This window comes from Streptomyces capparidis (genome assembly GCF_054782095.1).
Genome location: NZ_BAAGTD010000061.1, coordinates 1 through 24,425, shown reverse-complemented (window position 1 = coordinate 24,425; position 24,425 = coordinate 1). Strand labels below are relative to the sequence as shown.

The 24,425-nt window shown below is 73.9% G+C and carries 22 protein-coding genes; 6 read left to right on the top strand and 16 right to left on the bottom strand.

Features of this window, described 5'->3' with window-relative positions; translation table 11 throughout:
* Positions 1–159 precede the first annotated feature (159 nt).
* From ACYVO2_RS32870 to ACYVO2_RS32860, 3 genes are all read left to right on the top strand, one after another.
* The gene (locus tag ACYVO2_RS32870; protein WP_461011744.1) at positions 160–936 is read left to right on the top strand and encodes a FadR/GntR family transcriptional regulator; all 777 of its coding nucleotides are present in this window, start codon (positions 160–162) and stop codon (positions 934–936) included.
* 169 nt (positions 937–1,105) lie between these two features.
* Positions 1,106–2,590, top strand: coding sequence for an ethanolamine permease (gene eat / locus ACYVO2_RS32865; protein WP_461011743.1), 1,485 nt, complete (start codon positions 1,106–1,108; stop codon positions 2,588–2,590).
* Positions 2,587–3,330 (top strand): gamma-glutamyl-gamma-aminobutyrate hydrolase family protein, encoded by a 744-nt coding sequence (locus tag ACYVO2_RS32860; protein WP_461011742.1) that lies wholly within the window; start codon positions 2,587–2,589, stop codon positions 3,328–3,330. The genes eat and ACYVO2_RS32860 overlap by 4 nt, the downstream gene beginning before the upstream one ends.
* A 106-nt stretch (positions 3,331–3,436) precedes the next feature.
* Here the strand turns inward: ACYVO2_RS32860 and ACYVO2_RS32855 are convergent, their stop codons facing one another.
* From ACYVO2_RS32855 to ACYVO2_RS32845, 3 genes are all read right to left on the bottom strand, one after another.
* Positions 3,437–4,150: a helical backbone metal receptor gene (locus ACYVO2_RS32855; RefSeq protein WP_461011741.1), complete on the bottom strand. Its 714-nt coding sequence runs from the start codon at positions 4,148–4,150 to the stop codon at positions 3,437–3,439.
* 292 nt (positions 4,151–4,442) lie between these two features.
* Entirely contained in the window at positions 4,443–6,251 is a 1,809-nt protein-coding gene (locus ACYVO2_RS32850; RefSeq protein ID WP_461011740.1) for an ABC transporter permease/substrate binding protein, read from the bottom strand.
* On the bottom strand, positions 6,244–7,428 hold the full coding sequence (locus ACYVO2_RS32845) for a quaternary amine ABC transporter ATP-binding protein (protein ID WP_461011739.1): 1,185 nt from the start codon (positions 7,426–7,428) through the stop codon (positions 6,244–6,246). The genes ACYVO2_RS32850 and ACYVO2_RS32845 overlap by 8 nt, the downstream gene beginning before the upstream one ends.
* Before the next feature lie 313 nt (positions 7,429–7,741).
* Between ACYVO2_RS32845 and ACYVO2_RS32840 the strand changes: the two genes are divergently transcribed.
* The gene (locus tag ACYVO2_RS32840; RefSeq protein ID WP_461011755.1) at positions 7,742–8,668 is read left to right on the top strand and encodes a 5'-3' exonuclease; all 927 of its coding nucleotides are present in this window, start codon (positions 7,742–7,744) and stop codon (positions 8,666–8,668) included.
* A gap of 12 nt (positions 8,669–8,680) precedes the next feature.
* On the opposite strand, the gene ACYVO2_RS32835 is transcribed toward ACYVO2_RS32840, so the two are convergent.
* The 13 genes from ACYVO2_RS32835 to ACYVO2_RS32775 form a co-directional block, all read right to left on the bottom strand.
* On the bottom strand, positions 8,681–9,886 hold the full coding sequence (locus ACYVO2_RS32835) for a phosphatidylinositol-specific phospholipase C1-like protein (RefSeq protein ID WP_461011738.1): 1,206 nt from the start codon (positions 9,884–9,886) through the stop codon (positions 8,681–8,683).
* A 160-nt stretch (positions 9,887–10,046) separates the two neighbouring features.
* On the bottom strand, positions 10,047–12,827 hold the full coding sequence (locus ACYVO2_RS32830; protein WP_461011737.1) for a DEAD/DEAH box helicase: 2,781 nt from the start codon (positions 12,825–12,827) through the stop codon (positions 10,047–10,049).
* Positions 12,828–12,944: 117 nt separating this feature from the next.
* Positions 12,945–13,832 carry a diacylglycerol kinase gene (locus ACYVO2_RS32825; RefSeq protein WP_461011736.1) on the bottom strand — a complete coding sequence of 296 codons (888 nt, stop codon included), beginning with the start codon at positions 13,830–13,832 and terminating at the stop codon, positions 12,945–12,947.
* A 113-nt stretch (positions 13,833–13,945) separates the two neighbouring features.
* Entirely contained in the window at positions 13,946–14,974 is a 1,029-nt protein-coding gene (gene tatC / locus ACYVO2_RS32820; protein ID WP_461011735.1) for a twin-arginine translocase subunit TatC, read from the bottom strand.
* A 46-nt stretch (positions 14,975–15,020) separates the two neighbouring features.
* Entirely contained in the window at positions 15,021–15,302 is a 282-nt protein-coding gene (tatA, locus tag ACYVO2_RS32815; RefSeq protein WP_461011734.1) for a Sec-independent protein translocase subunit TatA, read from the bottom strand.
* A gap of 300 nt (positions 15,303–15,602) precedes the next feature.
* Entirely contained in the window at positions 15,603–15,803 is a 201-nt protein-coding gene (locus tag ACYVO2_RS32810; protein ID WP_461011733.1) for a hypothetical protein, read from the bottom strand.
* 23 nt (positions 15,804–15,826) lie between these two features.
* Positions 15,827–16,051: a hypothetical protein gene (locus ACYVO2_RS32805; protein WP_461011754.1), complete on the bottom strand. Its 225-nt coding sequence runs from the start codon at positions 16,049–16,051 to the stop codon at positions 15,827–15,829.
* 109 nt (positions 16,052–16,160) lie between these two features.
* Positions 16,161–17,117: a helix-turn-helix transcriptional regulator gene (locus tag ACYVO2_RS32800; RefSeq protein ID WP_461011732.1), complete on the bottom strand. Its 957-nt coding sequence runs from the start codon at positions 17,115–17,117 to the stop codon at positions 16,161–16,163.
* Between the two features lie 22 nt (positions 17,118–17,139).
* A complete protein-coding gene (locus tag ACYVO2_RS32795; protein WP_461011731.1) occupies positions 17,140–18,102 on the bottom strand; it encodes a helix-turn-helix transcriptional regulator in 963 nt (320 codons plus the stop codon).
* Between the two features lie 306 nt (positions 18,103–18,408).
* The gene (locus ACYVO2_RS32790) at positions 18,409–18,783 is read right to left on the bottom strand and encodes an FKBP-type peptidyl-prolyl cis-trans isomerase (RefSeq protein ID WP_461011730.1); all 375 of its coding nucleotides are present in this window, start codon (positions 18,781–18,783) and stop codon (positions 18,409–18,411) included.
* A gap of 63 nt (positions 18,784–18,846) precedes the next feature.
* Positions 18,847–19,782: an FKBP-type peptidyl-prolyl cis-trans isomerase gene (locus ACYVO2_RS32785; RefSeq protein ID WP_461011729.1), complete on the bottom strand. Its 936-nt coding sequence runs from the start codon at positions 19,780–19,782 to the stop codon at positions 18,847–18,849.
* Positions 19,783–19,964: 182 nt separating this feature from the next.
* A complete protein-coding gene (pafA, locus tag ACYVO2_RS32780) occupies positions 19,965–21,326 on the bottom strand; it encodes a Pup--protein ligase (protein ID WP_461011728.1) in 1,362 nt (453 codons plus the stop codon).
* Positions 21,327–21,384: 58 nt separating this feature from the next.
* Positions 21,385–22,587, bottom strand: a complete 1,203-nt coding sequence (locus ACYVO2_RS32775; protein ID WP_461011753.1) for an MFS transporter — start codon at positions 22,585–22,587, stop codon at positions 21,385–21,387.
* Positions 22,588–22,767: 180 nt separating this feature from the next.
* Between ACYVO2_RS32775 and ACYVO2_RS32770 the strand changes: the two genes are divergently transcribed.
* Positions 22,768–23,817: a LacI family DNA-binding transcriptional regulator gene (locus ACYVO2_RS32770; protein ID WP_461011727.1), complete on the top strand. Its 1,050-nt coding sequence runs from the start codon at positions 22,768–22,770 to the stop codon at positions 23,815–23,817.
* 74 nt (positions 23,818–23,891) lie between these two features.
* Positions 23,892–24,293 carry a ChaB family protein gene (locus ACYVO2_RS32765; protein WP_461011726.1) on the top strand — a complete coding sequence of 134 codons (402 nt, stop codon included), beginning with the start codon at positions 23,892–23,894 and terminating at the stop codon, positions 24,291–24,293.
* Positions 24,294–24,425 lie beyond the last annotated feature (132 nt).

Below are 24,425 nucleotides of genomic sequence, written 5' to 3'. Positions count from 1 at the left end.
CTTGGGTGGCTGGGAGTGTTGAGCGGGGAGCCGACGCCCGCGGGCGTGGCGCGGTGCCGTGGTTCGGTGCCGGTTGAGCCGAAACCCCGCGATGCAAAGGTATGGGGAAGTACCATTGGTTGTGAAGGCCTGACCGAACAAGTGACACGGAAGAGGGACATGACCCGGAAGGGGGAACTCCCCGCGGCGGGGTACGGCGAGGGAGTGGACGCGCTCGCACCGGTGCTGAGACCCGTGCACGCGGGCAACGGCTTCGAGGAGGCCCTGGAGCAGATCCTCCAGGTCGTCCGGCTCGGACTGGTGCCCGCCGGGGAGCGGCTGCCGTCGGAGCGCGAGCTCGCGCGGCGCCTGGGCATCAGCCGGGTCACCCTCCGCGAGGTGCTGAAGGTGCTGCACGACCAGGGACTCGTGGAGAGCAGGCGCGGCCGGTACGGCGGCACCTTCGTGCGGCGCAGGGCCGAGGACGGGGCCGGGGAGAGCCGCCTCGAGGAGGAGTTGCGCCGCCAGCTCCGGGAGCTGGGGCCCGGCGGCATCGAGGACGCCCTGCGCTTCCGCGAGGTGCTGGAGGTGGGCGCGGCCGAGCTGTGCGCCGCGGCCCGCCTCGAGGGGGCGGCGGCCCGCCGTCTGCGCGACTGCCTGGACGCCACCAGGGACGCCCCCCTGTCCGACTACCGCAGGGCGGACACCCTGCTGCACCTGGCCGTGGCCGAGCTGTGCGGCTCGCCGTCGGTGGCCACGCACTACGCGGCGGTCCGGGCGCGGGTGAACGAGCTGCTGGACTGCATCCCCCTGCTGGTGCGCAACCTGGAGCACTCGCAGGCGCAGCACACCGAGCTGGTCGAGGCGATCCTCGCCGGTGACCCCGCCGCCGCCCGCGAGGCGGCCAGGGAGCACGTGGCGGGCACGGCGGCGCTGCTGCGCGGATTCCTCGCCTGAGGGGCGCGAGCCGAGGACGCTCCGGGGAGCGCGCCGGGTCCTCGCACCACCCGGTACACACAGTCGTAACGGTGCGTGACAAAAACGTAGCGCACAGGTCTTGCTTTTCCCGCCGCGCCGGGCAATGGTTTATGTCCAGTCCTTTGGAATCGCTCGGGGGAGCTGCCTCATGCCTCGCCGCACGCCTTCCGGCTCCGCCGCACGGGGGAGCACCGCACCGCCCGCCGACGACTACCTGGAGCGCCGCACACTGCGGCGCGGCAGCGCCGGGTGGCTGCTGCTGGCCGGCCTCGGCGTCGCCTATGTGGTCTCCGGTGACTACGCGGGCTGGAACTACGGCCTCGCCGAGGGCGGCTTCGGCGGGCTCGCCATCGCCACCGCGCTGATGGGCCTGATGTACACGTGCATGGTCTTCTCGCTGGCCGAGCTGTCGTCGGTGCTCCCCACGGCGGGTGGCGGGTACGGCTTCGCCCGGCGGGCGCTCGGCACCTGGGGCGGGTTCCTCACCGGGACGGCGATACTCATCGAGTACGTTCTGGCGCCGGCCGCCATCGCGGTGTTCATCGGCGGCTACGTCGAGTCGCTCGGCCTGTTCGGGCTCACCTCGGGCTGGCCCGTCTACCTCGCCTGCTTCGCCGTCTTCATCGGTGTGCACCTGTGGGGTGTCGGCGAGGCGCTGCGGTTCAGCTTCGTGGTGACCGGCATAGCGGTGGCGGCGCTGCTGGTGTTCTGCGTGGGGGCGCTGGCGCACTTCGACGCCGGAGGGCTCACCGACATCGCGGTGGACCACGACGCGGCCGGTTCCGGCTCGTGGCTGCCGTTCGGGCTGCTGGGCATCTGGGCGGCGTTCCCGTTCGGCATGTGGTTCTTCCTCGGCATCGAGGGGGTGCCACTGGCCGCGGAGGAGGCCAAGGACCCGGTGCGGACGCTGCCGAGGGCCATGGGCCCCGCGATCGGCATCCTGGTGCTGCTGGCCCTGCTCACCCTGCTGCCCGCCGCGGCGGCCGGCGGCGCCGACGCCCTCAAGGACAGCGACAACCCCCTGGTCACCGCGCTGGAGGCGACCAACGGGGGCGAGCCGACCGCGCTGAGCCGGATCGTCAACTACGCGGGCCTCGCCGGATTGGTGGCCTCGTTCTTCTCCCTGGTCTACGCCGGGTCCCGCCAGTTGTTCGCCCTGTCCCGCGCCGGGTACCTGCCCCGCTTCCTGTCACTGACCAGCCGCCGCAAGGCACCCTGGCTCGGTCTCGTGGTACCGGGCGCGATCGGCTTCGCCCTGGCCGCGGCCACCGAGGACGGGGCCCGCATGCTCAACATCGCCGTCTTCGGGGCGACCATCTCCTACGTCCTGATGTCGCTTTCCCACCTGGTGCTGCGCCGCCGCGAGCCCGGACTGCACCGGCCCTACCGCACCCCCGGCGGGAGTGTCACCTCCGGAACGGCCTTCGTCCTCGCCTGCGCCGCTCTCGTCGCGACGTTCCTGGTGGACGTCAAGGCGGCGGTGACAACCCTGGCGGTGTATCTGGTGGCCATCGGATACTTCGCCCTCTACAGCCGCCACCGGCTGGTGGCCTCGGCGCCCGAGGAGGAGTTCGCGGCGCTGGCCGAGGCCGAGGCCGAGCTGGCCAAGGACAACCCCCGGGAGGCCGTGTGACCCCGACGACCAAGCCGCTGATCGGCGTGTCCACCTACTGGGACGAGGCCCGGTGGGGGGTGTGGGCGGGCCGGGCGGCACTGCTCGCGGCGGGCTACCCGCTGCTGGTGCGGCGGGCGGGCGGGCTCACCGCGATGCTGCCGCCCGACACGCCCGAGGCGGCCGCCGAGGTCGTGGCGCGGATCGACGGGCTGGTGGTCGCGGGCGGCCCCGACGTGGCACCCGGCCGGTACGGGGCCGAGCCGGGCGAGCACACCGGGCCGCCCGCGCCCGAGCGGGACGTGTGGGAGCTGGCGCTGATCGAGGCCGCCCTGGAGCGGGGCACGCCGCTGCTGGGGATCTGCCGGGGCATGCAACTGCTCAACGTGGCCCTGGGCGGCACCCTGGTGCAGCACCTGCCCGACGTGGTCGGCCACAGCGGGCACGCCGAGCGGGTCGGCGTCATGGGCACCCACCCGGTCCGGACGGTAGAGGGCACCCTGCTGGGGTCCGTGCTGCCGGGCGGTGCGGCGGTGCCGACCTACCACCACCAGGCGGTGGAGCGGCTCGGACGGGAGCTGCGGGTGAGCGCGTTCGCCGACGACGGCACGGTGGAGGCGGTGGAGCACACCCGTCTGCCGTTCGCCCTGGGAGTCCAGTGGCACCCGGAGGAGGGCGACGACCCGCGGGTGATGCGGGCGCTGGTGGAGGCGGCGGCCATGGGGGTCGCCGGGGCGGTCGGGGCCCACGGCGCGGGGTGAGGGCGGGAGAGGGCCCCGTGCGCGGGCCGGGAGTCGCCTCGCGGTGAGGCGGCGTGCCATGAGGGACGGGATGACACGGGTGAGGCGGGCGCGGGAAGGGGGGAGCTCAGCGCAGGGCACGGGACAGGATGCGGGGGGCCTCGGTGAGTGACGGGCCGTACCAGGTGAGGTGGCGGCCGCTCACCAGGGCGGAGCGCAGGCCGGGGAACGCCTCCGGGCCGTCGTCGGCCGCGAACCGGTAGGGCTCGTCCGGCAAGACCACCAGGTCCGCGCCGGCGGCGCGCAGCTCCTCGACGGGGACGCGCGGGTAACGCTCGGCGTGCCCGGCGTAGACGTTCTCCACGCCCAGCCGGGCCAGCACGTCCCCGGCGAAGGTGTCCCGGCCCAGCACCATCCACGGCCGCCGCCACACCGGCACCACGGCCCGGCGCCGCTCGTCCGGCTCCGGCACCGCGCACCAGGCCGCCTCGGCCTCGTCCAGCCAGCGGGGGCGGGCCAGGCCGCAGGCGCGGGTGAGCATCCGGTCCAGTTCGGTGAAGGCGTCCTCCAGGGTGCGGATCACGGTGACCCACACCTCGAGGCCCGCGGCGCGCAGCCGCGCCAGGTCGGGGGCGCGGTTCTCCTCCTCGTTCGCCAGCACCAGGTCGGGGGCGAGGCGGACGATCCGGGGGACGTCGGGGTTCTTGGTGCCGCCGACCCTGGTCACCCCGAGGCCGGCGGGGTGGCTGCACCAGTCGGTGGCACCCACCAGCAGTCCCGGCGCGGTCGCCGCGACCGCCTCGGTCAGCGAGGGGACGAGGGAGACGATGCGTGCAGTCATCAGCGACAGGGTAGCCGCGCCCGGCTCCCCCGGGCCGGGCGGAGCGGGACGAGGGCCGGTCCGCCGCGGCGGGGGCGGTCCGCGCGCCGCGGCACCAGCGCGGCGGGAGCGCCCGGGCCGGGCGGCCCCGGCCGGGCGGGGAGACCGGCGCCCGGCGTCCCCGGGCGGGCGGGGGCGCCCGTGCCCGGCGGCGTCGGGCCACCGGGCACGGGTCCCGCGGGCGGGGGCGGGTGGGCGGCGCCCCCTGACCGCGCGCGGCGGGGGCGCGGGAGGGCGGGGCGCCGTCCGGGGGTCACCGGGGGACGGGCGCCCAGGCGTCGACGACCTCGGGGTTGTCGTCGAGCCAGGCGCTCACGGCCTCCTGCTCCTTGCCCCTGCCCGCGTCCTGGATGCTCTCCTCCAGGCCCGCGAGCTGCTCCTCGGTCATCCGGAAGTCCTTCAGCCACCCGGCGACCGTGGGCTCCCTCTTCGCGAAGCCCTTGGCGGCGACCGTGTGCAGCTCGTCGCCCTTGCCCCAGGCGCCCTTCGGGTCCTTGAGCTTCTTCAGGTCGTACTTGCTGTACGCCCAGTGCGGAGACCACAGCGTGACCACCACCGGCTCCTTCCTGCTGATCGAGCGGTCCAGCTCGGCCAGCATGGTGGAGGTGCTGGAGGAGACGACCTTGTACTCGCCGTCCAGGCCGTAGGCGCCCATGACCTTGTCGTTCAGGATGCCCATCATCCCGGCGCTGGACTCGATGCCGACGATCCTGCCGTCGAACGCGGACGCCTTGCCCTTCAGGTCGGCCAGGGAGTCCACGTCCTTGACGTAGGACGGCACGGTGAGCTCCAGCGACGTGGGCCCGTACCAGGAGCCCAGGTCGTCGATCCGCGAACCGTAGCGGTCCCAGTAGTTGGCGTGGGTGGTCGGCAGCCAGGCGTCGGTCTGGAAGTCCACGTCCCCGCGGGCCAGGCCGGAGAAGAGCGGGCCGGGGTCGAGCTGCTTGACCCGGGGCCGGTAGCCGCGCCGCTCCAGCAGCTCCTTCCACAGGTAGGTGGAGGCGATGCCCTCGTCCCAGGGGATGTAGCCGATGTCGATCCGCTTGCCCCGGCCGACGTCCTCCGCCCCGGCCACGTCCCTGCCGTCCCCGTCGTCGGAGGCGAACAGGTTCAGCCCGGAGGCGAGCAGGGACAGCACGACGATCCCGACGACGGCGACGGCGGTGCCGGGCCGGTAGCGCAGGAACCGGGGGCCGGTCGCCGAGGCGGCGGCCTTGGCCGCGGCCCTGCGGCCCAGCGGGGAGACGAGCTGGTTGAGGGCCCCGGTCATCCGGTCGAGGTACATCGCCAGGATGACCACCGCCAGGCCGCTCTCGAAGCCGAGACCGATGTCCACCCGGGTCACCGCGGAGTACACGGACTCGCCGAGCCCCTCGGCGCCCGCCATGCCGGCGATCACCACCATGGACAGGGCCAGCATGATCACCTGGTTGATTCCGGCCATGATCGTCGGCAGGGCCAGCGGGAGCTGCACCCTCAGCAGGGTGTCGCGCGGGCCGGTGCCGAACGCCTGCGCGGCCTCGACCAGCTCGGAGTCCACCTGGCGGATGCCGAGCTCGGTCATCCGCACGCCGGGCGGCATCGCGAAGACGATCGTCGCGATGATGCCGGGCGTGATGCCGATGCTGAAGAACACCACCCCGGGGATGAGGTAGACGAAGGCGGGCATCGTCTGCATGAAGTCCATCAGCGGCCGCACCGCGGCGCTGACCGAGCGGCTGCGCGCCGCCCACACGCCCAGCGGGACCGCGGTGAGCACGGTGATGGCGCTGGCCACCAGCACCAGCGACATCGTGGCCATCGCCTGGTCCCACAGCTCCACCGAGTCGATCAGCAGGAAGCCCACCACGGTGAGCACCGCCGCCAGCGGGCCGCGCAGCCACAGCGCGACCACGGCGAGGATCGCCGTCATCAGCAGCGGGTCGGGGGCGTCGAGCACCCCGTGCGCGGCGTCGTACAGACCGGTGAGGACGGAGTTGACGAAGTCGAAGAACCAGCCGAGGTGGGACTGGAGCCAGTCGACGGCGCGCTCCACCCAGTGGCCGAGGTCGATCCTAGGCACCGGCGGCCTCCTTCCCCGCGTCGGTGCGGGCCCTGCCGGCGCCTCCCCGGGCGCCCGCCGCCGCGGGCCCGGGGCGGTGCCGGCCCGGCGGTGAGCCGGTCGCGGACCCGTCGCCGTCCACGGCGTCGAGGTCCACCTCGTGGCGCGGCTGGTCGGCGAGCGCGGCCAGCAGGGTGTCGGGCGGCACCATGCCGACCACCCGGTTGCCGTCGTCCACCACGGCGGCCGGCGCACCGGTCCGCGAGCAGGGGGCGATCAGCTCGGCCAGCGGGGTGTCCTCGGTGACGGTGACCGCCGCCCGGTCCAGGGTCCGCTCGGCCGTGGCGGCGACCGCGGGCTCCACCATGACCGAGCCCGCGGTGAGGACCTTGCTGCGGTCCACGTCGCGCACGAACGTGGCCACGTAGTCGTCGGCCGGGTCGGACAGGATCTGCTCCGCGGTGCCGATCTGCACCACCCGCCCGTCGCGCATCACCGCGACGCGGTCACCCAGGCGCATGGCCTCGTTCAGGTCGTGGGTGATGAACACGATGGTCTTGCGCAGGGTGCGCTGGAGGTCGAGCAACTGGTCCTGCATGTCCCGGCGGATCAGCGGGTCGAGCGCGCTGAACGACTCGTCCATCAGCATCAGGTCCGCGTCCGTGGCCAGCGCCCGGGCCAGGCCGACCCGCTGCTGCATGCCGCCGGACAGCTCGTCGGGCCAGGAGTCCTCCCAGCCGGAGAGGCCGGCCAGCTCCAGGGCGCGGACCGCGCGCTCCCTGCGCTCCTCGCGGGGCACGCCCTGCACCTGGAGGCCGTAGGCGGCGTTGTCCAGCACACTGCGGTGCGGGAAGAGGGCGAAGTGCTGGAAGACCATGCTGATGCGGCGCGAGCGCACCTCGCGCAGCTCCTTGGCGGAAAGCGCCGTGAGGTCCTGCCCGTCGAAGAGCACCCGGCCCGCGGTCGGTTCGAGCAGACCGTTGAGCATCCGCAGCAGCGTGGACTTCCCGGAGCCGGACAGCCCCATCACCACGAAGATCTCCCCGGGTTCCACGGTGATCGACGCGTCGATCACCGCCGGGGTGGCACCCGCCTTGCGCAGTTCCTCACGGTTCGCCCCTTCACGGAGCTTGCGCACCGCTTGCTGGGGCCGCCTTCCGAACACCTTGTACAGATGCTCCGCTTCGAGCTTCGACACATGCACCTCTCGGGTCGCAGGAGAGGCCCGCGCCCACCGGGTCTGTTCACCCACGTGGGACGGGCCGCGGAGCGCGCCATCACTTTCCGGTCCCCCTCCTGGACCGCACACCGTCGTGCGGAGCCCGGACCGCTCCGGAGGCGCCGCCTACCCGGAGTCCACCGTGGCGCAAACTGTTCGTGACGCGCCTCACACCGGCGGCCAGGTTTGCGTGGCCCGAGACGTGAAAGAGGAGGGGGTTCGCCGCGACCCGTGCCGCGCGGCCGCGCTGTCGGACCCGTACGGCATCATCGGAGCCGTGACCGGACGCCTGATGCTGCTCGACGCCGCCAGCCTGTACTTCCGCGCGTACTTCGCGGTGCCGGAATCGGTGCGCGCCCCCGACGGCACGCCGGTGAACGCGGTGCGGGGGCTGCTCGACTTCATCGCCCGCCTCGTCGCCGACCACTCCCCCACCCACCTGGTGGCCTGCATGGACGCCGACTGGCGGCCGCACTGGCGGGTGGAGCTCATCCCCTCCTACAAGGCGCACCGGGTCGCGGCGCCCGCGGCGGAGGGCGGCGGCGTGGACGAGGAGGAGGTGCCGGACACGCTCTCGCCGCAGGTCCCCGTGATCGAGGCGGCGCTGGACGCCTTCGGCATCGCCCATGTGGGGGTGCCCGGCTACGAGGCCGACGACGTGATCGGCACCCTGACCGCCCGCTCCGAGCTGCCGGTGGACGTGGTGACGGGCGACCGCGACCTGTTCCAGCTCGTGGACGACGCCCGCGGGATCCGCGTGCTCTACCCGGTCAAGGGCGTGGGCACCCTCCAGGTCATCGACGAGGCGCGGCTGCGCGAGAAGTACGGCGTGGCGAGCGGCGCCGCCTACGCCGACCTGGCGCTGATGCGCGGCGACCCGAGCGACGGCCTGCCGGGCGTGCCGGGCGTCGGCGAGAAGACGGCGGCCAGGCTGCTCGCCGCGCACGGGGACCTGGCGGGCGTCCTGGCCGCCGTCGCCGACCCCTCCTCGCCGCTCACGGCGGCGCAGCGGGCGCGGTTCGAGGCGGCGCGGGACTACCTGGCCGTGGCGCCGAAAGTGGTGCGGGTGGCCGACGACGCGCCGCTGCCGCGGTTCGACGCGCGGCTGCCGCGCCACCCCAGGGACCCGCGGGCGCTGCGGGAGCTGGCCGACCGCTGGGGGTTGGGCAGCCCGGTGGAGCGGCTGGTCACCGCCCTGGAGCGGAACGCGGCGGGCTGAGCGGGCCGCTCCTCAGTGCCCGGCCCGCTCCAGCCGGTCGTCGCGGCAGCCGCGCGGGGCGTTGACGGGGTCGCAGCGCACGGTCGCGCCGCCGGGCAGCTCGGCGGTGTAGTCGGTCCCGTGCCGCGCGGCGAGCCCGGTGACGGGGAAGTCCGTGCTGATCATCTGCGCCCCGGAGTCCAGGGCGGCGCGCAGCCGCGCGGTGCTCCCGGAGGACGCCTCGGTGAACGGGACGTCGGAGCGGGTGCGCACGTAGTAGCCGCGCTCGACCATGGAGCGGATCACCGCCTGGTTGGCGCCGGTCGGGTCGTTCCAGCCGACGAACGCGGCGTCGGGGCGCCCCGGCCTCGAGTTGGTGAACAGCACCCTGCCCTCGAGGTTCTGCCGCCCGGCGCGGTAGGCGTCCTGGAGCGCGGTGTCCTGGTTGTCCATCAGGAACATCAACTGCCCGCGCGAGCGGTGCAGGGACGGCCAGCCGCGCTCCAGCACCGACTGCTCCAGGGTGCGGCCGGGCGCCCGCACGTCGTCCGGCGTGACCATGCCGGACTCGGCCACCACGGAGCGGATCTCCTCGTCCAGCGCGTCGAGCGTCGCGGTGGTCCACGGCGGGCTCTTGGCGCCGCCGCGGGCCTCCATCGCCGGGTCGGTGCGCTTGAGCTCGAGCAGCACCGGCACCGGCGCGTGCCCCGGGTTCGCCCGCGACCACCGCTCCACCTCGCCCAGGCACTGCCGCAGCGACGCGCAGGAGGTGCCGTAGTCGTGGTCGGCCCAGTGCAGCACCTTGAAGCCCGGCCGGGCCAGCTCGGGGTCGGCCGGCGGGGCCAGCCCGGCCGCGGTCCTGACCAGGGGGCGGGCGTACAGGCCGCCGTCCGGGTCGGGGAAGACGTCGAGCTCGATGCCGCGCACCCGCTGCTCGGCGAACTGGGCGGGCAGCGAGGCGTGGGAGTACTCCAGGTTCCAGAAGTTCGCGTCCCAGCGCCGCTGCGCCTCCTTCTCGGCGAAGGACAGCTCGCGGTGGTAGCTGTTGTGGGTGGCGATGAGCTGGACGTGGTTGAGCCGCACGTCCCGCGCGCCCTCGGCGCCGGACACGGCCCCCGCGGAGGACGGCGCGGCGCCGGACAGGGTCGCGCACACGGCGGCGAGCGCCCCCAGGACGCCGAGAGCGCGGCGGGAGCGGACGCGGGGGCGGGGCAGCGGGCGGTAGCGCGGGCGTGACACCAGGGCCTCCCGGGGCGCATGGGGTACGGGCGGAGACCGACCCTGCCGGGAGAGGGTGACCGGCGCCCGCCCGGCAGTCGCCGTCCCGGTGAACGTGCCGGGACGGCGACCGCCGGTCAAGGCCGGCGACGCCCGCGGCGCCGGGGCGCCGCCGCGCGGCTCAGCCGACGGACGAGTACGCGATCACTCCGCGCCGCAGGGCGTCCACCGCCTTGCGGGCCGTGCCGCGCACCGGGCTGCCGTCGGGCGCCGCGTTGGAGATCTGGCCGAGCACGTCGATGAGCTGCCTGGTCCACCGCACGAAGTCGCCCGCGGGCATCTCCGCGTCCCGCAGCACCGCGTCCAGGCCGTGGCCCGAGGCCCAGCGGTGGGCGGGCCAGGCGAAGCCGAGGTCGGGCTCGCGCTGGCCGACGTTCTCGATCGTGTTGAGCCGGTGCTGCTCCTCCAGCGCGTCCAGGCGGCCCCACAGCCGGACCATCTCCCCCAGCGCCTCCCGGGCCGCCCCGGCAGGCAGGCGCGGCGGCAGCGCCTCGTCGGCCTGCCGCGCCTCGTACACCAGCGCCGAGGCGCACGCCGCGAGCTCGGCGGGGGTCAGCCCGTCCCACACGCCTTCGCGCAGGCACTCGGCGGCGAGCAGGTCGAGCTCGCCGTACAGCCGGGCCAGGCGCTGCCCCTCGGCGGTGACGGAGTCGCCCTTGAGGTAGCCGAGATCGGTCAGCAGCGCGCAGACCCGGTCGAAGGTCCGCGCGATCGTGTTCGTCCGGCCCTCGATGCGCCGCTCGAGCTGCCGGGTGTCCCGCAGCAGCCGGTGGTACCGCTCCGCCCAGCGGGCGTGGTCCTCCCGCTCGTCGCAGCCGTGGCACGGGTGGGCGCGGATCGCCGCGCGCAGCCGCGCGATCTCGGTGTCGTCGGCGGCGGCCGAGCGAGCCTTGCGGGTGCGCCGCGGCTCGTGGTGCCCCGCCTTGGTGCGCAGCGCCGAGGCCAGGTCGCGGCGGGACTGAGGGCTGCGCGGGTTGAACGACCGCGGGATGCGCATCTTGTCCACCGGCTCGACCGGCGCCGGGAAGTCAATCATCGCGAGCCGCTTGACCTGCCGCTCCGCGGTCAGCACGAGCGGGCGCGGCCCCTCGTGGTCGGGCCGGTGGGCGTGGCTGCGGCCGGGCGGCACCCCGGGGTCGAGGACGACGGCGAGCCCGGCGTACCTGCCCGCGGGCACATGGATGACGTCGCCGACGCGCAGCTTCTCCAGGGACTCGGCGGCGGCCGCCCGGCGCTGCGCCACGCCCTGGCGGGCGAGGTCGGCCTCACGGTCCTTCAGTTGCCTGCGCAGCCGCGCGTACTCCTCGAAGTCGCCGAGGTGGCAGGTCATGGCCTCCTGGTAGCCCTCGAGCCCCTCCTCGTTGCGCTGCACCTGGCGGGAGATGCCGACCACGGAGCGGTCGGCCTGGAACTGCGCGAAGGACGTCTCCAGCAGTTCGCGCGAGCGGTGCCGCCCGAACTGCCCCACGAGGTTGACCGCCATGTTGTACGACGGCTTGAACGACGAGCGCAGCGGATAGGTGCGGGTGCCCGCGAGCCCGGCGAGCGCCGCCGGGTCCAGATTGGGCTGCCACAGCACGACGGCGTGGCCCTCCACGTCGATGCCGCGCCGCCCGGCCCGCCCGGTGAGCTGCGTGTACTCGCCCGGGGTCACGTCCGCGTGGGTCTCGCCGTTCCACTTGACGAGCTTCTCCAGCACCACGGAGCGGGCCGGCATGTTGATGCCGAGCGCCAGCGTCTCGGTGGCGAACACCGCCTTGACCAGGCCCTCGACGAACAGCTCCTCCACGACCTCCTTGAAGGTGGGCAGCATCCCGGCGTGGTGGGCCGCCACCCCCCGCTCCAGGGCGTCCAGCCACTCGAAGTAGCCCAGGACGTGCAGGTCCTCGTCGGGGATGGCGGCGGTGCGCTCCTCGACCAGCGCGCGGACCCGGGCGCGCTCCTCGTCGGTGTTCAGCCGCAGGCCCGCCTGGAGGCACTGCTGCACCGCGCCCTCGCACCCGGCGCGGCTGAAGATGAACGTGATCGCCGGCAGCAGGCCCTCGGCGTCGAGGCGCTCGATGACCTCCACCCGCCCCGGCGTCCACACCCGGCGGCTGGGGGCCCGGCTGTAGCCCTTGCGCTCGCGGCCGTTGCGGTCGCGCCTGCGGTCGTTGACCCGCAGGTTCTCGGTGCGGGCGAGCCGCAGCAGGTCGGGGTTGACCTCGCGCTGCTCGTCGTCGGTGAACAGGTCGTACATCCGGCGCCCGGCCAGCACGTGCTGCCACAGGGGCACCGGGCGGTGCTCGGAGACGATGACCTCGGTGTCGCCGCGCACGGTGTCCAGCCAGTCGCCGAACTCCTCGGCGTTGGAGACGGTGGCGGACAGCGACACCAGGGTGACCGACTCGGGGAGGTGGATGATGACCTCCTCCCAGACCGCGCCGCGGAACCGGTCGGACAGGTAGTGGACCTCGTCCATCACCACATAGCCGAGTCCGGCCAGGCCCGAGGAGCCCGCGTACAGCATGTTCCGCAGGACCTCGGTGGTCATCACGACCACGGGGGCGTCCCCGTTGATCGAGTTGTCGCCGGTGAGCAGGCCGACGGTGTCAGCGCCGTAGCGCCTGACCAGGTCGGCGTACTTCTGGTTGGACAGCGCCTTGATCGGCGTGGTGTAGAAGCACTTGCGGCCCTCCCGCAGAGCCAGGTGGACGGCGAACTCGCCGACGATCGTCTTGCCTGAGCCGGTGGGCGCGGCGACCAGCACCCCTCGGCCGGCCTCGAGGGCCGCGCAGGCGTCGAGCTGGAACGGGTCCAGGTCGAACGCGTACATCTCTCGGAACGAGCCGAGCGCCGTGGCCAGCTCCCGGGATCGGGCGCGGGAGGCGGCGTAGCGCTCCGCCGGGGACATGTCGTTCATTGCCTTCGAGCGTACCGGCCGCCACCGACAGTGGTCGCGATCATTTACGCACCCACCCCTGGGGTCACACGGGCCCCGAACCGCCGCCGGGAACCGTCCCGGCGGCCGGGCCGGGCCTCAGACCAGGACCTCCACGGCCCCCGCGACGGTGCGCGCGGTCAGCGGCAGGTCGCCGAGCGGCTCGCCGTCGGCGTAGCCGGTGATGCCGGGGGCGGACAGGGTGACGGTGGCGGCCCGGTGCACGGTGACCGACGGGTGGTCCAGGTGGGTGCCCTTGTACAGACGCGGGAACACCCGCAGCAGCGTGGTCCTGCTCACCCGCCCGACCACGACGACGTCGAACACGCCGTCGTCCGTCCGCGCCTCCGCGCACATGCGCATGCCCCCGCCGTACGACGACCCGTTGCCGACCGCGACCAGGGTGGCCTCGATCTCCTGCTCGGGCCCGCCGTCGAAGGAGATCCGGAACGGGATGGGGCTCAGCGCGCCGAGCTCGGCCAGCAGCGCCAGGTCGTAGCGGAGCCTGCCCTTGGCCCAGCACATCCGGTTGGCCCGGTCGTTGACCCGGGAGTCGAAGCCGCTGGCCAGGATGGTGCCGAACCAGCGGTCGCCGACCCGGCCGAGGTCCACGGCGCGGGTGCGCTCCTCCTTCAGCGCCTGAGCCACCACCCGGGCGGCGGAGTCGGGGTCGCCGACGGGCAGGCCGACGCTGCGCGCGAAGTCGTTGCCGGTGCCCACCGCGACCACGCCGAGCGGGGTGCCGGTGCCGGCGACCGCCTGGAAGGCGAGCCCCACCATGCCGTCGCCGCCGACGGCCACCACCGCGGCGTCGCCGCCCGCGGCGGCCTCGCGCAGCCGGTCCAGGGCGTCGTCCGCGTCGCTGCCGACGACCTCCCGGACGGCGAACCCGGCGTCGCTCAGCGTCCGGGCGGCGGGTCCTGCCGCCTGGGCGCCGCGGCCGCGTCCGGCCGTGGGGTTGACGAAGAGAAGGATGTCGCGATGCACTCCGGGACCTTATCGGGGGGCGGAAGGTGCGAGGAAGGGCGGTGCCGTGCGGATCGCGTGGCGGTTCGCCGGGGCAACCGCCGCGGCGGCCCCGCCCGTCACCCCCACGGGTCTCACGTGATGTCCTCGTCCAAACGCTCGCTCCGCGCGGGCGCCGGGGACCCGGCCTCCCGGTCGGCGCGGGACTCGGACCTGGCCTCGGTCAGCGCGCGGGAGGCGGAGACGGGCTCGGCGGGCTCCAACTGCTCGGCCTCGACGGGATCGGGGTCGATGGACTCGGGGGTGAGGTCGAGCTCGGACGCCTCGTCGTCGCTCAGCCGCGCGTCGGGGTCGGCGGCGCGGCGGCGGTTCCTGCGCCAGTCGTTGGCCAGCGAGATCATCACCGCGAGGAAGTACAGGATCACGATCGGCCCGGCCAGGGCGAGCATGCTCAGCGGGTCGGTGCTGGGCGTGGCGATCGCGGCGAACACCACGATGCCCATGACCATCCCCCGCCACCAGCCCGCCATCCTGCGGCCGGTGATGACGCCGCCCATGTTGAGCATGACCAGCAGCAGCGGCATCTCGAAGGACAGGCCGAAGACGACGACCATCCGGACGACGAGGTCGAGGTAGTCGTCCAGTGGCAGCAGGTTGTCCACGTTCTCGGGCGTGAACTCGATCAGCACCGAGGCCGTGGTGGGCAGGATCTTGTAGGCGAAGAAGCCGCCGAGGAGGAACAGCGGGAAGCCGGCGCCCACGAAGGCGAGGGTGTACTTCTTCTCGTGGCGGTGCAGCCCGGGGGCGAGGAACGCCCACAACTGGTACAGCCAGATCGGACTGGCCAGCACCACGCCCGCGACCAGCGACACCTTCAGGGCCAGGGTGAACGGCGTGAGCAGGCCGTTCATGGTCAGGTGCGCGCAGTTCTCGTCGTCGGCCTTCTTCTCGGCGATCTCGCTGAGCGAGGCGTCACAGCCGATGGAGTCCAGGACCGGGCTGACGAGGAAGTCGATCAGGTCCTTGTAGAAGAACGCCGCGACGATCGTGACGACGAGGATCGCCGCAATCGACTTCGCCAGCCGGTTGCGCAACTCACGCAGATGCTCCGCAAGGGGCATCCGCCCCTCGGGGTCCTTGGGCTTGCGGGCAGGCTTGAGCAACCCCGGTCCTCATCTCGTGCGGCAGCCGCGCGGGCTTGTGGTCTGGTCAGCGCTGGGTGGCGTCCGGCTCGGTGACCGGCCTGGCTCCGGCGACGTCGCCGGGCGCTGCCTGGATGGTACGGGGAGCGGGCTGCTGCGGGTCCGGGGGCGGCGGCGCGGACGTGTCGGACTTCGCGCCGTCGTTCTTCATCGCCTTCGCCTCGCTCTTGAGGATGCGGGCCGACTTGCCGAGCGACCTGGCCATGTCCGGAAGGCGCTTCGCCCCGAACAGCAGCAGGATGACCACGAGGATGAGAATGATCTCCGGAGCGCCGATCCTGCCAAACATAAGCGACTACCTTCTCACTTCAGGCGGCGTGGGCCACATTCTGGGACCGGTCGGGAGGCGTCGGCTGACGCACACCTGACCGAGCTTCCACTGCCAGCGATCGTAACCTGCGGGGGTGAACGCTTGGCAATCCCCCGAAGGACCCTCGGTGACGGACGGCCCCCCACCTCCGCCGGGGAAGGGCCGTGCCGAGCAGCGTACCTCCAGGGGTGCCGACGCCACGAGTACGCCGCCCAGCCTGTGGACAACCACCCCCGCGGCGCCGTGACCGCCGGTCGGCGGCGGGTGCGCCGGGACCGGTCAGGCGTCCGGGCGGCTCCGGCGGGCGGCCAGGGACGCCACGGCCCGGTCCAGCTCCTCGGAGGCGGCGCGGATGCCGTGGGAGGCGCGGCGAAGCTGCTCGCTGAGGTTGCGCGCCTCGGCCAGCACCCGGCGCCCCAGCACGGCCAGCACCGCCAGACCGGCCACGGCCAGGCCCACGTACACGATGATCCACGGCATGCGCCGAGACTACCGGGCCCGGCTCATCCGGTGTGCAGCCGCATCGTGCGCACCCCGCCGCCGGTCAGCAGCTCCACGATCCGCTCCCCCGCCGGCTTGCGCACCGACGCCCCGCAGTCGGGGCAGGTGAAGGCGTAGAACGTGGTCCGGCTCGACCGGCCGATGGCCAGCCGCAGCGCGTCCGAGGCCAACCGGAAGCGGCCGCCGCAGTCGGGGCAGCCCGCTCTGAACACCACCGTGGACACCAGCCGTCCCTCCTGATCTCTCCCCCTGACCTTCCCCCACCGAAAAGCGGGCGCCGGCCACCCGGCGCCGCCCCGGTCCCGCCCGCCGCACCCGGCCGCGGGACCGGCCGCCTCAGACCGGCTGCCCGTCGTACGCCGCGAGCGCGGCCCGCGCCGCCTCCCGGGCGCTCGCCGCCAGCTCGGGCGGGGAGACCACCCGTCCGTCCTGCCCCAGGCGCAGGGCCAGGCGGCGCAGGCCCAGCGGGTCGGCGGCGCGCAGGGTGATGCGCAGGCCCCCGCCCGGCAGTTCCTCGGCGCTGTCGTGGCTGTAGTACTCGGCGACCCAGCGCCCGCCGGGGCCGACCTCGACCACGACCTCCGGGTCGTCGGCCGAGGGCTGCACCAGGCCCTGGGACAGGTCGCGCAGCTCCACGGGCGGCGGGTCCGCGGGCTCGTCGAGCAGCTCGATCTCGGCGACCCGGTCCAGCCGGAAGGTCCTGCGGTCCTCCGACATGCGGCACCACGCCTCGAAGTAGGTGTGGCCGACGGTGAACAGCCGGATCGGGTCCACCTCGCGCTCGGTCACCTCGTCGCGGCCGGGCGACCAGTAGCTGATGCGCAGCCGCCTCCGCTCCGCTATCGCCCGGTCGACGTCGGCGAAGACGCTGCCCTCGGCCTCGAACGTCACCGACAGGCGGGCGCTGCCGCGCGCGGCCTCGCCCGCGGCCGCCTCCAGCTTGGCGGTGGCCCGCAGCAGGGCCTGCCGGTCGCTCTCGCGCAGCCCGGGCAGGGTGGCGACGGCCCGCGCGGCCACCAGCAGCGCGGTGGCCTCGTCGGCGGCCAGGCGCAGCGGCTGGGCCACGTCGTCCACGTTGTGCCACCAGATGCGCTCGCCGTCGGTGTCGATGTCGAGCAGGTCGCCGCCGCGGAAGCTGGTGCCGCACATCGGCAGCACGTTCAGGTCGGCTATCAGCTCGGCCTCGCTGATGCCGAAGGCCCGCGCGACCTCGCCGACCCGCGCGCCCGGCCGCTCCCGCAGATAGGTGACGAGGGAGAGCATGCGCCGGGTCTGGTCGATGGCGTTCGCCATGGAGGTGCCTCTTCTTTCCCTGTCAGCCCTTGGCCACGGCTCGCAGCCGGTCCACCACGTCCGCCCGCAGCTCCGCGGGTTCCAGTACGACCACGTCGGGGCCGAACTCGACCAGCCAGGCGTCGAGCCCGTGCCCGTACGGGATCTCCAGCTCGTCCCACTCCGCGTCGAACGGACGGGTGTCCACCGCCTTGGCCCGCAGCGGGTAGCCCGCGCCGCGCCGCAGCCGGATCCGCGCGGTCGTGGTGGCGCCCTCGCCGCCCCAGCGGGCGACGGTCTCGCGCACGTCCACGTGGTCGGGGACCTCGGCGGTGAACTGTCCCTGACGGATACGGACGCGGCTGGTGATCCGACTCAGCCGGAACACCCGCACGTCCTTGCGCTCGCGGTCCCACCCGGCCAGGTACCAGTGGCCGCGCCAGCACTCCAGCGCCCAGGGCTCCACCTGGCGGGTCTCGGGCCGGGCCGCGGTGGCCTTGCGGTAGTCGAAGGAGACCGGGCGGCGGTCCCGGGCGGCGATCATCAGCGGCTCGAAAGCGGCCTCGTGGGCGGGGATGCGCGGCTCCAGGGCGCCGAGGTGGGCGTCGGCCGAGTCGTCGGCGAAGGCCACGCCCGCGGCGCGCAGCTTGTGCAGGGCGCCCGAGGCGGCCTCGGCGAGGCGGGCCTGCTGCCACACCTTGGCGGCCAGGGAGAGGGCGGCGGCCTCCTCGGCGTCCAGGGAGACCTCGGGCAGCCGGTTGCGGTCACGGCGCGCGACGTAGCCGATGTCGTCGTCCAGGCTCTCCCCGGTCTCGATGATCAGGCCGAGCTCGCGCAGGTCGTCCTTGTCCCGTTCGAACATGCGGTTGAAGGCGTCCTCGGTGGCGCCCTCGAGCTCGCGGTACGCCTCGATGGACGCGCGCAGCTCGCGCTTGCTCAGCGGGCGCGTGGTGTTCATCAGGCACAGCGCCAGGTTCATCAGCCGCTCGGCCTTGGCAATCGCCATCCCCACACCCCTTGTCACGTCCGCAGCGCGTCGCCGGGACCCGGGCCGTGGCGTGCGGCCCTACTCCCGGTGACCGACCGTACCGCCAGCGGCGCCTCGTCCCAAACCCCGGGGGTGATCTCGGCGCGGGGCGCGCTCCGCGGGGGCCGGGACGCCGGTTCACCCGGCGGTTCTCCACCAGCACCATGATCGCTCACGCGTTCGAGAAGAGCGAGGGGAGGGACGCCGGACAGCGCCGAGGGCGCCGGCGGCGCGGTGTCGCACGCGCCGCCGACGCCCTCGTGCGTCCCAGGGGTCCCGGAGGGGTCAGCCCACGCCGAGCAGGTCCACCACGAAGATCAGCGTCTCGTGCGGCTTGATCGCCGGCGTGGGGCTCTGGGCACCGTAGGCCAGGTGGGACGGGATGGTGAGCTGCCGGCGGCCGCCCACCTTCATGCCCTGCACGCCTTGGTCCCAGCCGGCGATGACCCGGCCGCCGCCGAGCGGGAAGCGGAACGGGGTTCCCCGGTTCCAGCTCGCGTCGAACTCCTCGCCGGTGCTGAAGGAGACGCCGACATAGTGCACGGTGACGGTCCGGCCGGGGGTGGCCTCGTCGCCGTCGCCCTCCCAGATGTCCTTGATCACCAGGTCGGCCGGCGGGGACCCCTCGGGGAAGTCGATCATCGGCTTCTCGATGTTCACAGAAACGAGCCTCTCGTCGTCGCGGATGACCATCCAGTCTTGCACGGCGCCCGTGCGGGCGCGTCACACGACGTCGAGCACGTCCACCACGAAGACCAGGTCGGTGCCGATGTTCTTCTGCTGCTCGGCGGTCAGCTTGTCCTTCGGCACCACGATCATCACCCGGCTGCCCGCCTTCTGGCCGGACAGGGCCTGCTTCCAGCCCGGAAGCTGGTCGACCTTGACCTCCTGCGGCGAGCCCTGCGACCAGGTGTCGCCGCCGCCGGGCTGGCCGTTCCACAGCGTGACCGAGTAGTGGGCGGCGATGGTGTCGGTCGCGTTGACCTCGCGGCCGGTGCCCTTGATCAGCGTCTTGGCGATGATGTCCGCGGGCGCCTTGGCGTTCTTGGGGATGGTGACGGCGGGCGCCTTGCCGTCGGTGTTGGTGCCGACCTTCGGCAGCGCCGCGTCGTTCTGCGGCACCTTCTGGCCCTTGGGCGTGGAGGGGAAGGCGTTCTGGATGTCCACGACGAACACCAGGGTGTCCCCCGGCTCGATGCCGCTGCCCTCGCGCGGGGTGTCGCCGTAGCCCTTGTCCGGCGGGAGGACGAGCTCCACCCGGCTGCCGACCTTCTGGCCCACCAGGCCCTCGTCCCAGCCCGGGACGACCTTGCCCACCCCGATCTCGAAGATGGTGGGCTTGCCGCGGTCCCAACTGTTGTCGAAGACCTTGCCCTGCCAGGTCTGGCCCAGGTAGTGGGCGGTGAGCGCGTCGCCCTTGCGGACGGTCTCGCCCGTGCCCTCCTTGAGCACCTTGGTCTTCAGCTCCTTGGGCGGGTCGCCCTCGCCCTTGGCGATCTGCGGCTTGGCGTCGGCCGCCCCCTGCACGGCCGGGACGCCGTTCTTGGTCGGGCCGTTGAAGGTGTCGTCCGAGCTGCCCTTCCCGTCGTCGTCGCCACCGCAGGCCGCGGCGGAGACGATCAGCAGGGGAACGGCCAGCAGAGCGGCGATTCGTCGCACGGGGAATCCTCGGTGAACGGATAGACGGCGGGGTCACGTACGTGGTGAAGAGACCTACACAAGCGGATGGCCACTTTAGCCACGACACGCCCGGCGGCGGTGCCCCCTCGTCAACCGCCGCCGGCCCTTCGCCCGCCGTGGGGGCCCTGACCCGCGGGCCCCCGCCGCGTCCCCGCGCGGGCTCACATCCCCGCGATGAGCTTGTCCACCCGGTCGTCCACCGAGCGGAACGGGTCCTTGCACAGCACGGTGCGCTGCGCCTGGTCGTTCAGCTTCAGGTGCACCCAGTCCACCGTGAAGTCGCGGCGCTGTTCCTGGGCGCGGCGGATGAAGTCGCCGCGCAGCCGGGCCCTCGTGGTCTGCGGCGGCACCGACTTGGCCTCGAAGATCCGCAGGTCGTTGCAGATCCGGGCGGCCTGGCCGCGCCGCTCCAGCAGGTAGTACAGGCCGCGGCGGCGGTGGATGTCGTGGTAGGCGAGGTCGATCTGGGCGATCCTCGGGTGCGACATGGTGATGTTGTCCCGGCTGCGGTAGCGCTCGATGAGCTGGTACTTCATCACCCAGTCGATCTCGGTGGCGATCCGGTCCAGGTCGCCGGTCCTGACCGCCTCCAGGGTGCGGCCCCACAGCTCCAGGACCCGCTCGACGATGCCGGTGCGGATCCCGCGCCGCTCGGCGAAGTCCACCGCTTTGGAGTAGTACTCCTCCTGGATGTCCAGCGCGGACGCCTCCCGGCCGCTGGCCAGGCGCACCTTGCGGCGCCCCGTTATGTCGTGGCTGACCTCGCGGATCGCCCGGATCGGGTTCTCCAGGGTGAGGTCGCGCATGACCGTGCCCGCCTCGATCATGCGCAGCACCAGGTCGGTGGCGCCGACCTTGAGCAGCATGGTCGTCTCGGACATGTTGGAGTCGCCGACGATCACGTGGAGGCGGCGGTAGCGCTCGGCATCGGCGTGCGGCTCGTCCCGGGTGTTGATGATCGGGCGCGAGCGGGTGGTCGCGGAGCTGACCCCCTCCCAGATGTGCTCGGCGCGCTGGCTGACGCAGTACACCGCGCCGCGCGGGGTCTGGAGCACCTTGCCCGCGCCGCACAGCAACTGCCGGGTGACCAGGAACGGGATGAGGATGTCCGCCAGGCGGGAGAACTCCCCGTGCCGCGCCACCAGGTAGTTCTCGTGGCAGCCGTAGGAGTTGCCTGCGGAGTCGGTGTTGTTCTTGAACAGGTAGACGTCGCCGGCGATGCCCTCCTCGTGGAGCCTGCGCTCGGCGTCGACGAGGAGGCCCTCGAGGATGCGCTCGCCCGCCTTGTCGTGGGTGACCAGTTCGGTCACGTTGTCGCACTCCGGAGTGGCGTACTCCGGGTGCGAGCCCACGTCGAGGTAGAGGCGGGCGCCGTTGCGCAGGAAGACGTTGCTGCTGCGGCCCCAGGAAACGACTCGGCGGAACAGGTACCGCGCCACCTCGTCCGGGGACAGGCGTCGCTGCCCCCGGAAAGTGCACGTGACGCCGTACTCGTTCTCCAGCCCGAAAATGCGGCGGTCCATGAATGAACATTACGCCCGGTACGGGCTTTCGAAACCGGGTTTCGCCGGCCGGGTTCGCTCAGCCGTCCGCGAGGGCGGGTGCGGCGGCCGGCGCCGGCGTGGCGCCCGCGGTCGCGGACAGCACCCGTGAGGTGGCCAGGAGCACCACCAGCGCCACCGCGCCGCCGCACGCGGCCACCGCGTATCCGGCGGTGGCGCCGCCGTGGCTGACGGCGGGGCCCGCGGCGGCCGTGCCCAGGGAGGCGCCCACCCCGAAGGCGGTCACCAGCCAGGAGAACGCCTCGGTGACGGTGCCCGCCGGGGCGTGCCGGTCCACCACCACGAAGGAGCAGGCCAGCGCCGGGGCGAGGAACAGGCCGGACAGGACGCTGAGCGCCACCATGGGGGCGACGCCCGGGGTGAGCAGCAGCGGCGGGTAGCCCACGGCGAGCCCGGCCATCAGCAGCTTCAGCCGCCGCTCGGGCGTGCCGGGCCAGTCGCGGGCGCCGTAGACCAGGCCGCCGGTCAGCGCGCCGAGGCCGAGCGCGGCGAGCAGCCAGCCGGAGACCTCCTCGCCGCCATGCCGCTCGCCGTAGGCCACGGCGGCGACGGATATCGCGCCCAGGGCGAGCCCGACGAAGAACAGTGAGGAGAACAGCGCCCGCAGCCCGATGGAGCGCAGCGGGCCCAGCCAGTGCGGCTCGCGCTCCTCGCCGCGCCAGTCGCGGGAGGGCCGGGAGGTGACGACGACGAGGGTGCCCGCCACGCCGAGCAGCCCGGTGACCACCAGCGTGGTGCCCTCGGAGGTGCCGGCCACGAGCAGGGCGACCAGCAGCGGCCCGCCCGCGAACATCACCTCCTGGGCGGCGGCGTCCAGCGCGTAGGCGGCGTGCACCTGGCCGGGGCGGCGCAGCACGCTCGGCCACAGGGCGCGCAGCCCCGCCTCCAGGGGCGGGGTGAACAGGCCGGCGACGGCGACGGCGAGCACCGCCACGGGCAGCGGCTCGGGGCCGGTGGCGGCCAGCAGGGCGAACCCGGCGGCGGACAGCAGCGCGGAGCCGGCCATCACCCGGGGCTGGCCGCGCCGGTCCACGGCCCGGCCGAGCAGGGGCTGGCCGATGGCGACGGTGACGCCGTAGACGGCGGACAGGGCGCTGGCCAGGGTGTAGCCGGCGCCCTCGGACCGCGCGAACAGCATGACGGCGAGGGCCGCCATGGCGGCCGGCAGGCGGCCCAGCAGGGTGCCCCCGAGCAGCCTGGCCGCGTGGCGGGCACGCAGCATCTCCAGATATCCCGCTCGCCCGGACTCCGCCCCGGCCGGCTCGGCAGCCACCCCGCACCCACCCCTTCCTCGCCGCGGCGTCGGCGCCACGGTCAGTGTTACGTATAACTTGATCCCGTCATACGTACCATGGCGGCGACGGCAGGGCCAATCGATATACGGAGGCGGACGGTGCGAGGCATGGGCGCGGCCGCGCGCGGGACCCGCCCCACCAGCAAGGACGTGGCGCGCGCCGCCGGGGTGTCCCAGGCCACCGTCTCCCTGGTGCTGGGCGGCAAGTGGCAGGGGCGGGTCTCCGAGCGCACGGCGGGCGCCGTCCGCGAGGCGGCGCGGACCCTCGGCTACCGGCCCAACCTGGCCGCCCGCAGCCTGCGGATGGGCGGCACCCGTACGGTGCTGCTGGTGATCCCCACACTGACCAGCGACTTCTTCGGCGGGGTGCACACCGGCGCGGTCCGCGTCGCCGCGGAGCACGGCTTCGGCGTGGTGCTGTACTCCTCCCCCGAGGGCGTCGGCCCGGCCCGGGACCCGTTCGAGTCGGCCCGGGCCGCAGTGGACGGCGTCATCGCCTCCTCGATCCCCGCCGACGCCCTCGCGGCCATCCGCGGCGGCCCCGCCGGGGACGCGCTGCCGCTGGTGCTGCTCGACAGCGCCCCGGCGGAGGACCCCTCGGGGGCCACCGCCACGGTCAACCACGACATGGCCGACGGCATGCGGCAGGCGGTGCGCCATCTGACCGCGCTCGGGCACCGCAGGATCGCGCACATCACCGCCGACATCGGCACCTGGACCTTCCAGGTGCGGCGGCGGGCCTTCGCCGAGGCCATGGCGGCGGTGCCCGGCGCCCTGCCGGCCAGCGAGCCGGCCGAGCTCGGCGTCCCCGGCGGTCAGGCGGCGGCCCACCGGGCGCTGACCGGGCCCGGCCCCCGGCCCACCGCGCTGCTCTGCGACGACGACCGGCTGGCCGCGGGCGCCTGCAAGGCGGTGCGGCGGCTGGGGCTCGCCGTGCCGGGCGACGTGTCGGTCACCGGCTTCGGCGGGATGGAGCTCGCCGCCGCCCTGGACCCGGAGCTGACCACGGTGCGGCTGCCCGCCGAGTCCCTGGGCGCCCACGGGATGCGGGCCCTGCTGTCCCTGTTGGAGGGGCGCAGGGCGCCGGGTCCGCTGCTGCCGGTGCACCTGGTGGAGGGGGACTCCACGGCGCCGCCCGGCCGCGCCGCCCGGGAGTGAGCCATCCGTTCCGTTTCGCCCCTTTTTCCGCCGGGCAGGCGCATGCCGAGACGGAGAACGGGAGGTGGGTGACCATGCCCGGACGCGAGGAGCTTCCGTCCACGCTGCGGCGGTCCCCCGACGAGGCCCAGCGCACGTGGATCAAGGCGCACGACTCGGCCGTGGAGCAGTATGGCGAGGGCGAGCGCTCGCACCGCGTGGCCTTCGGCGCGCTCAAGCACAAGTTCGAGAAGGTGGGCGACCACTGGGAACGCAAGGAGGGCGGGCGCAAGGGCCCGTCCGACCCGCAGGCGGCGCGCCCGCGCCGGCAGCGCGACCGCACCGGCGAGGGCGTGGACGAGCGGGCGAGCAAGCAGCACCTGTACGACCTGGCCAGGCGCCTTGGGGTGCGGGGCCGCTCCGGGATGGACAAGGGCGAGCTGATCGACGCCATCCGCAAGGCCAACCGCACGCAGACGCGCAGGGCACGGGACTGACGGCCCCCGCACTTGGCGGCGGGCGGGCTGAGCCCGAACCGGCCGACGGGGCGGCCCGGCCCCGTACGGACGGCCCGGCCACGCGAGGACAACGGCGCCCGGCCGCGGCCCGGAACCGGGTCCCGGCGCGGC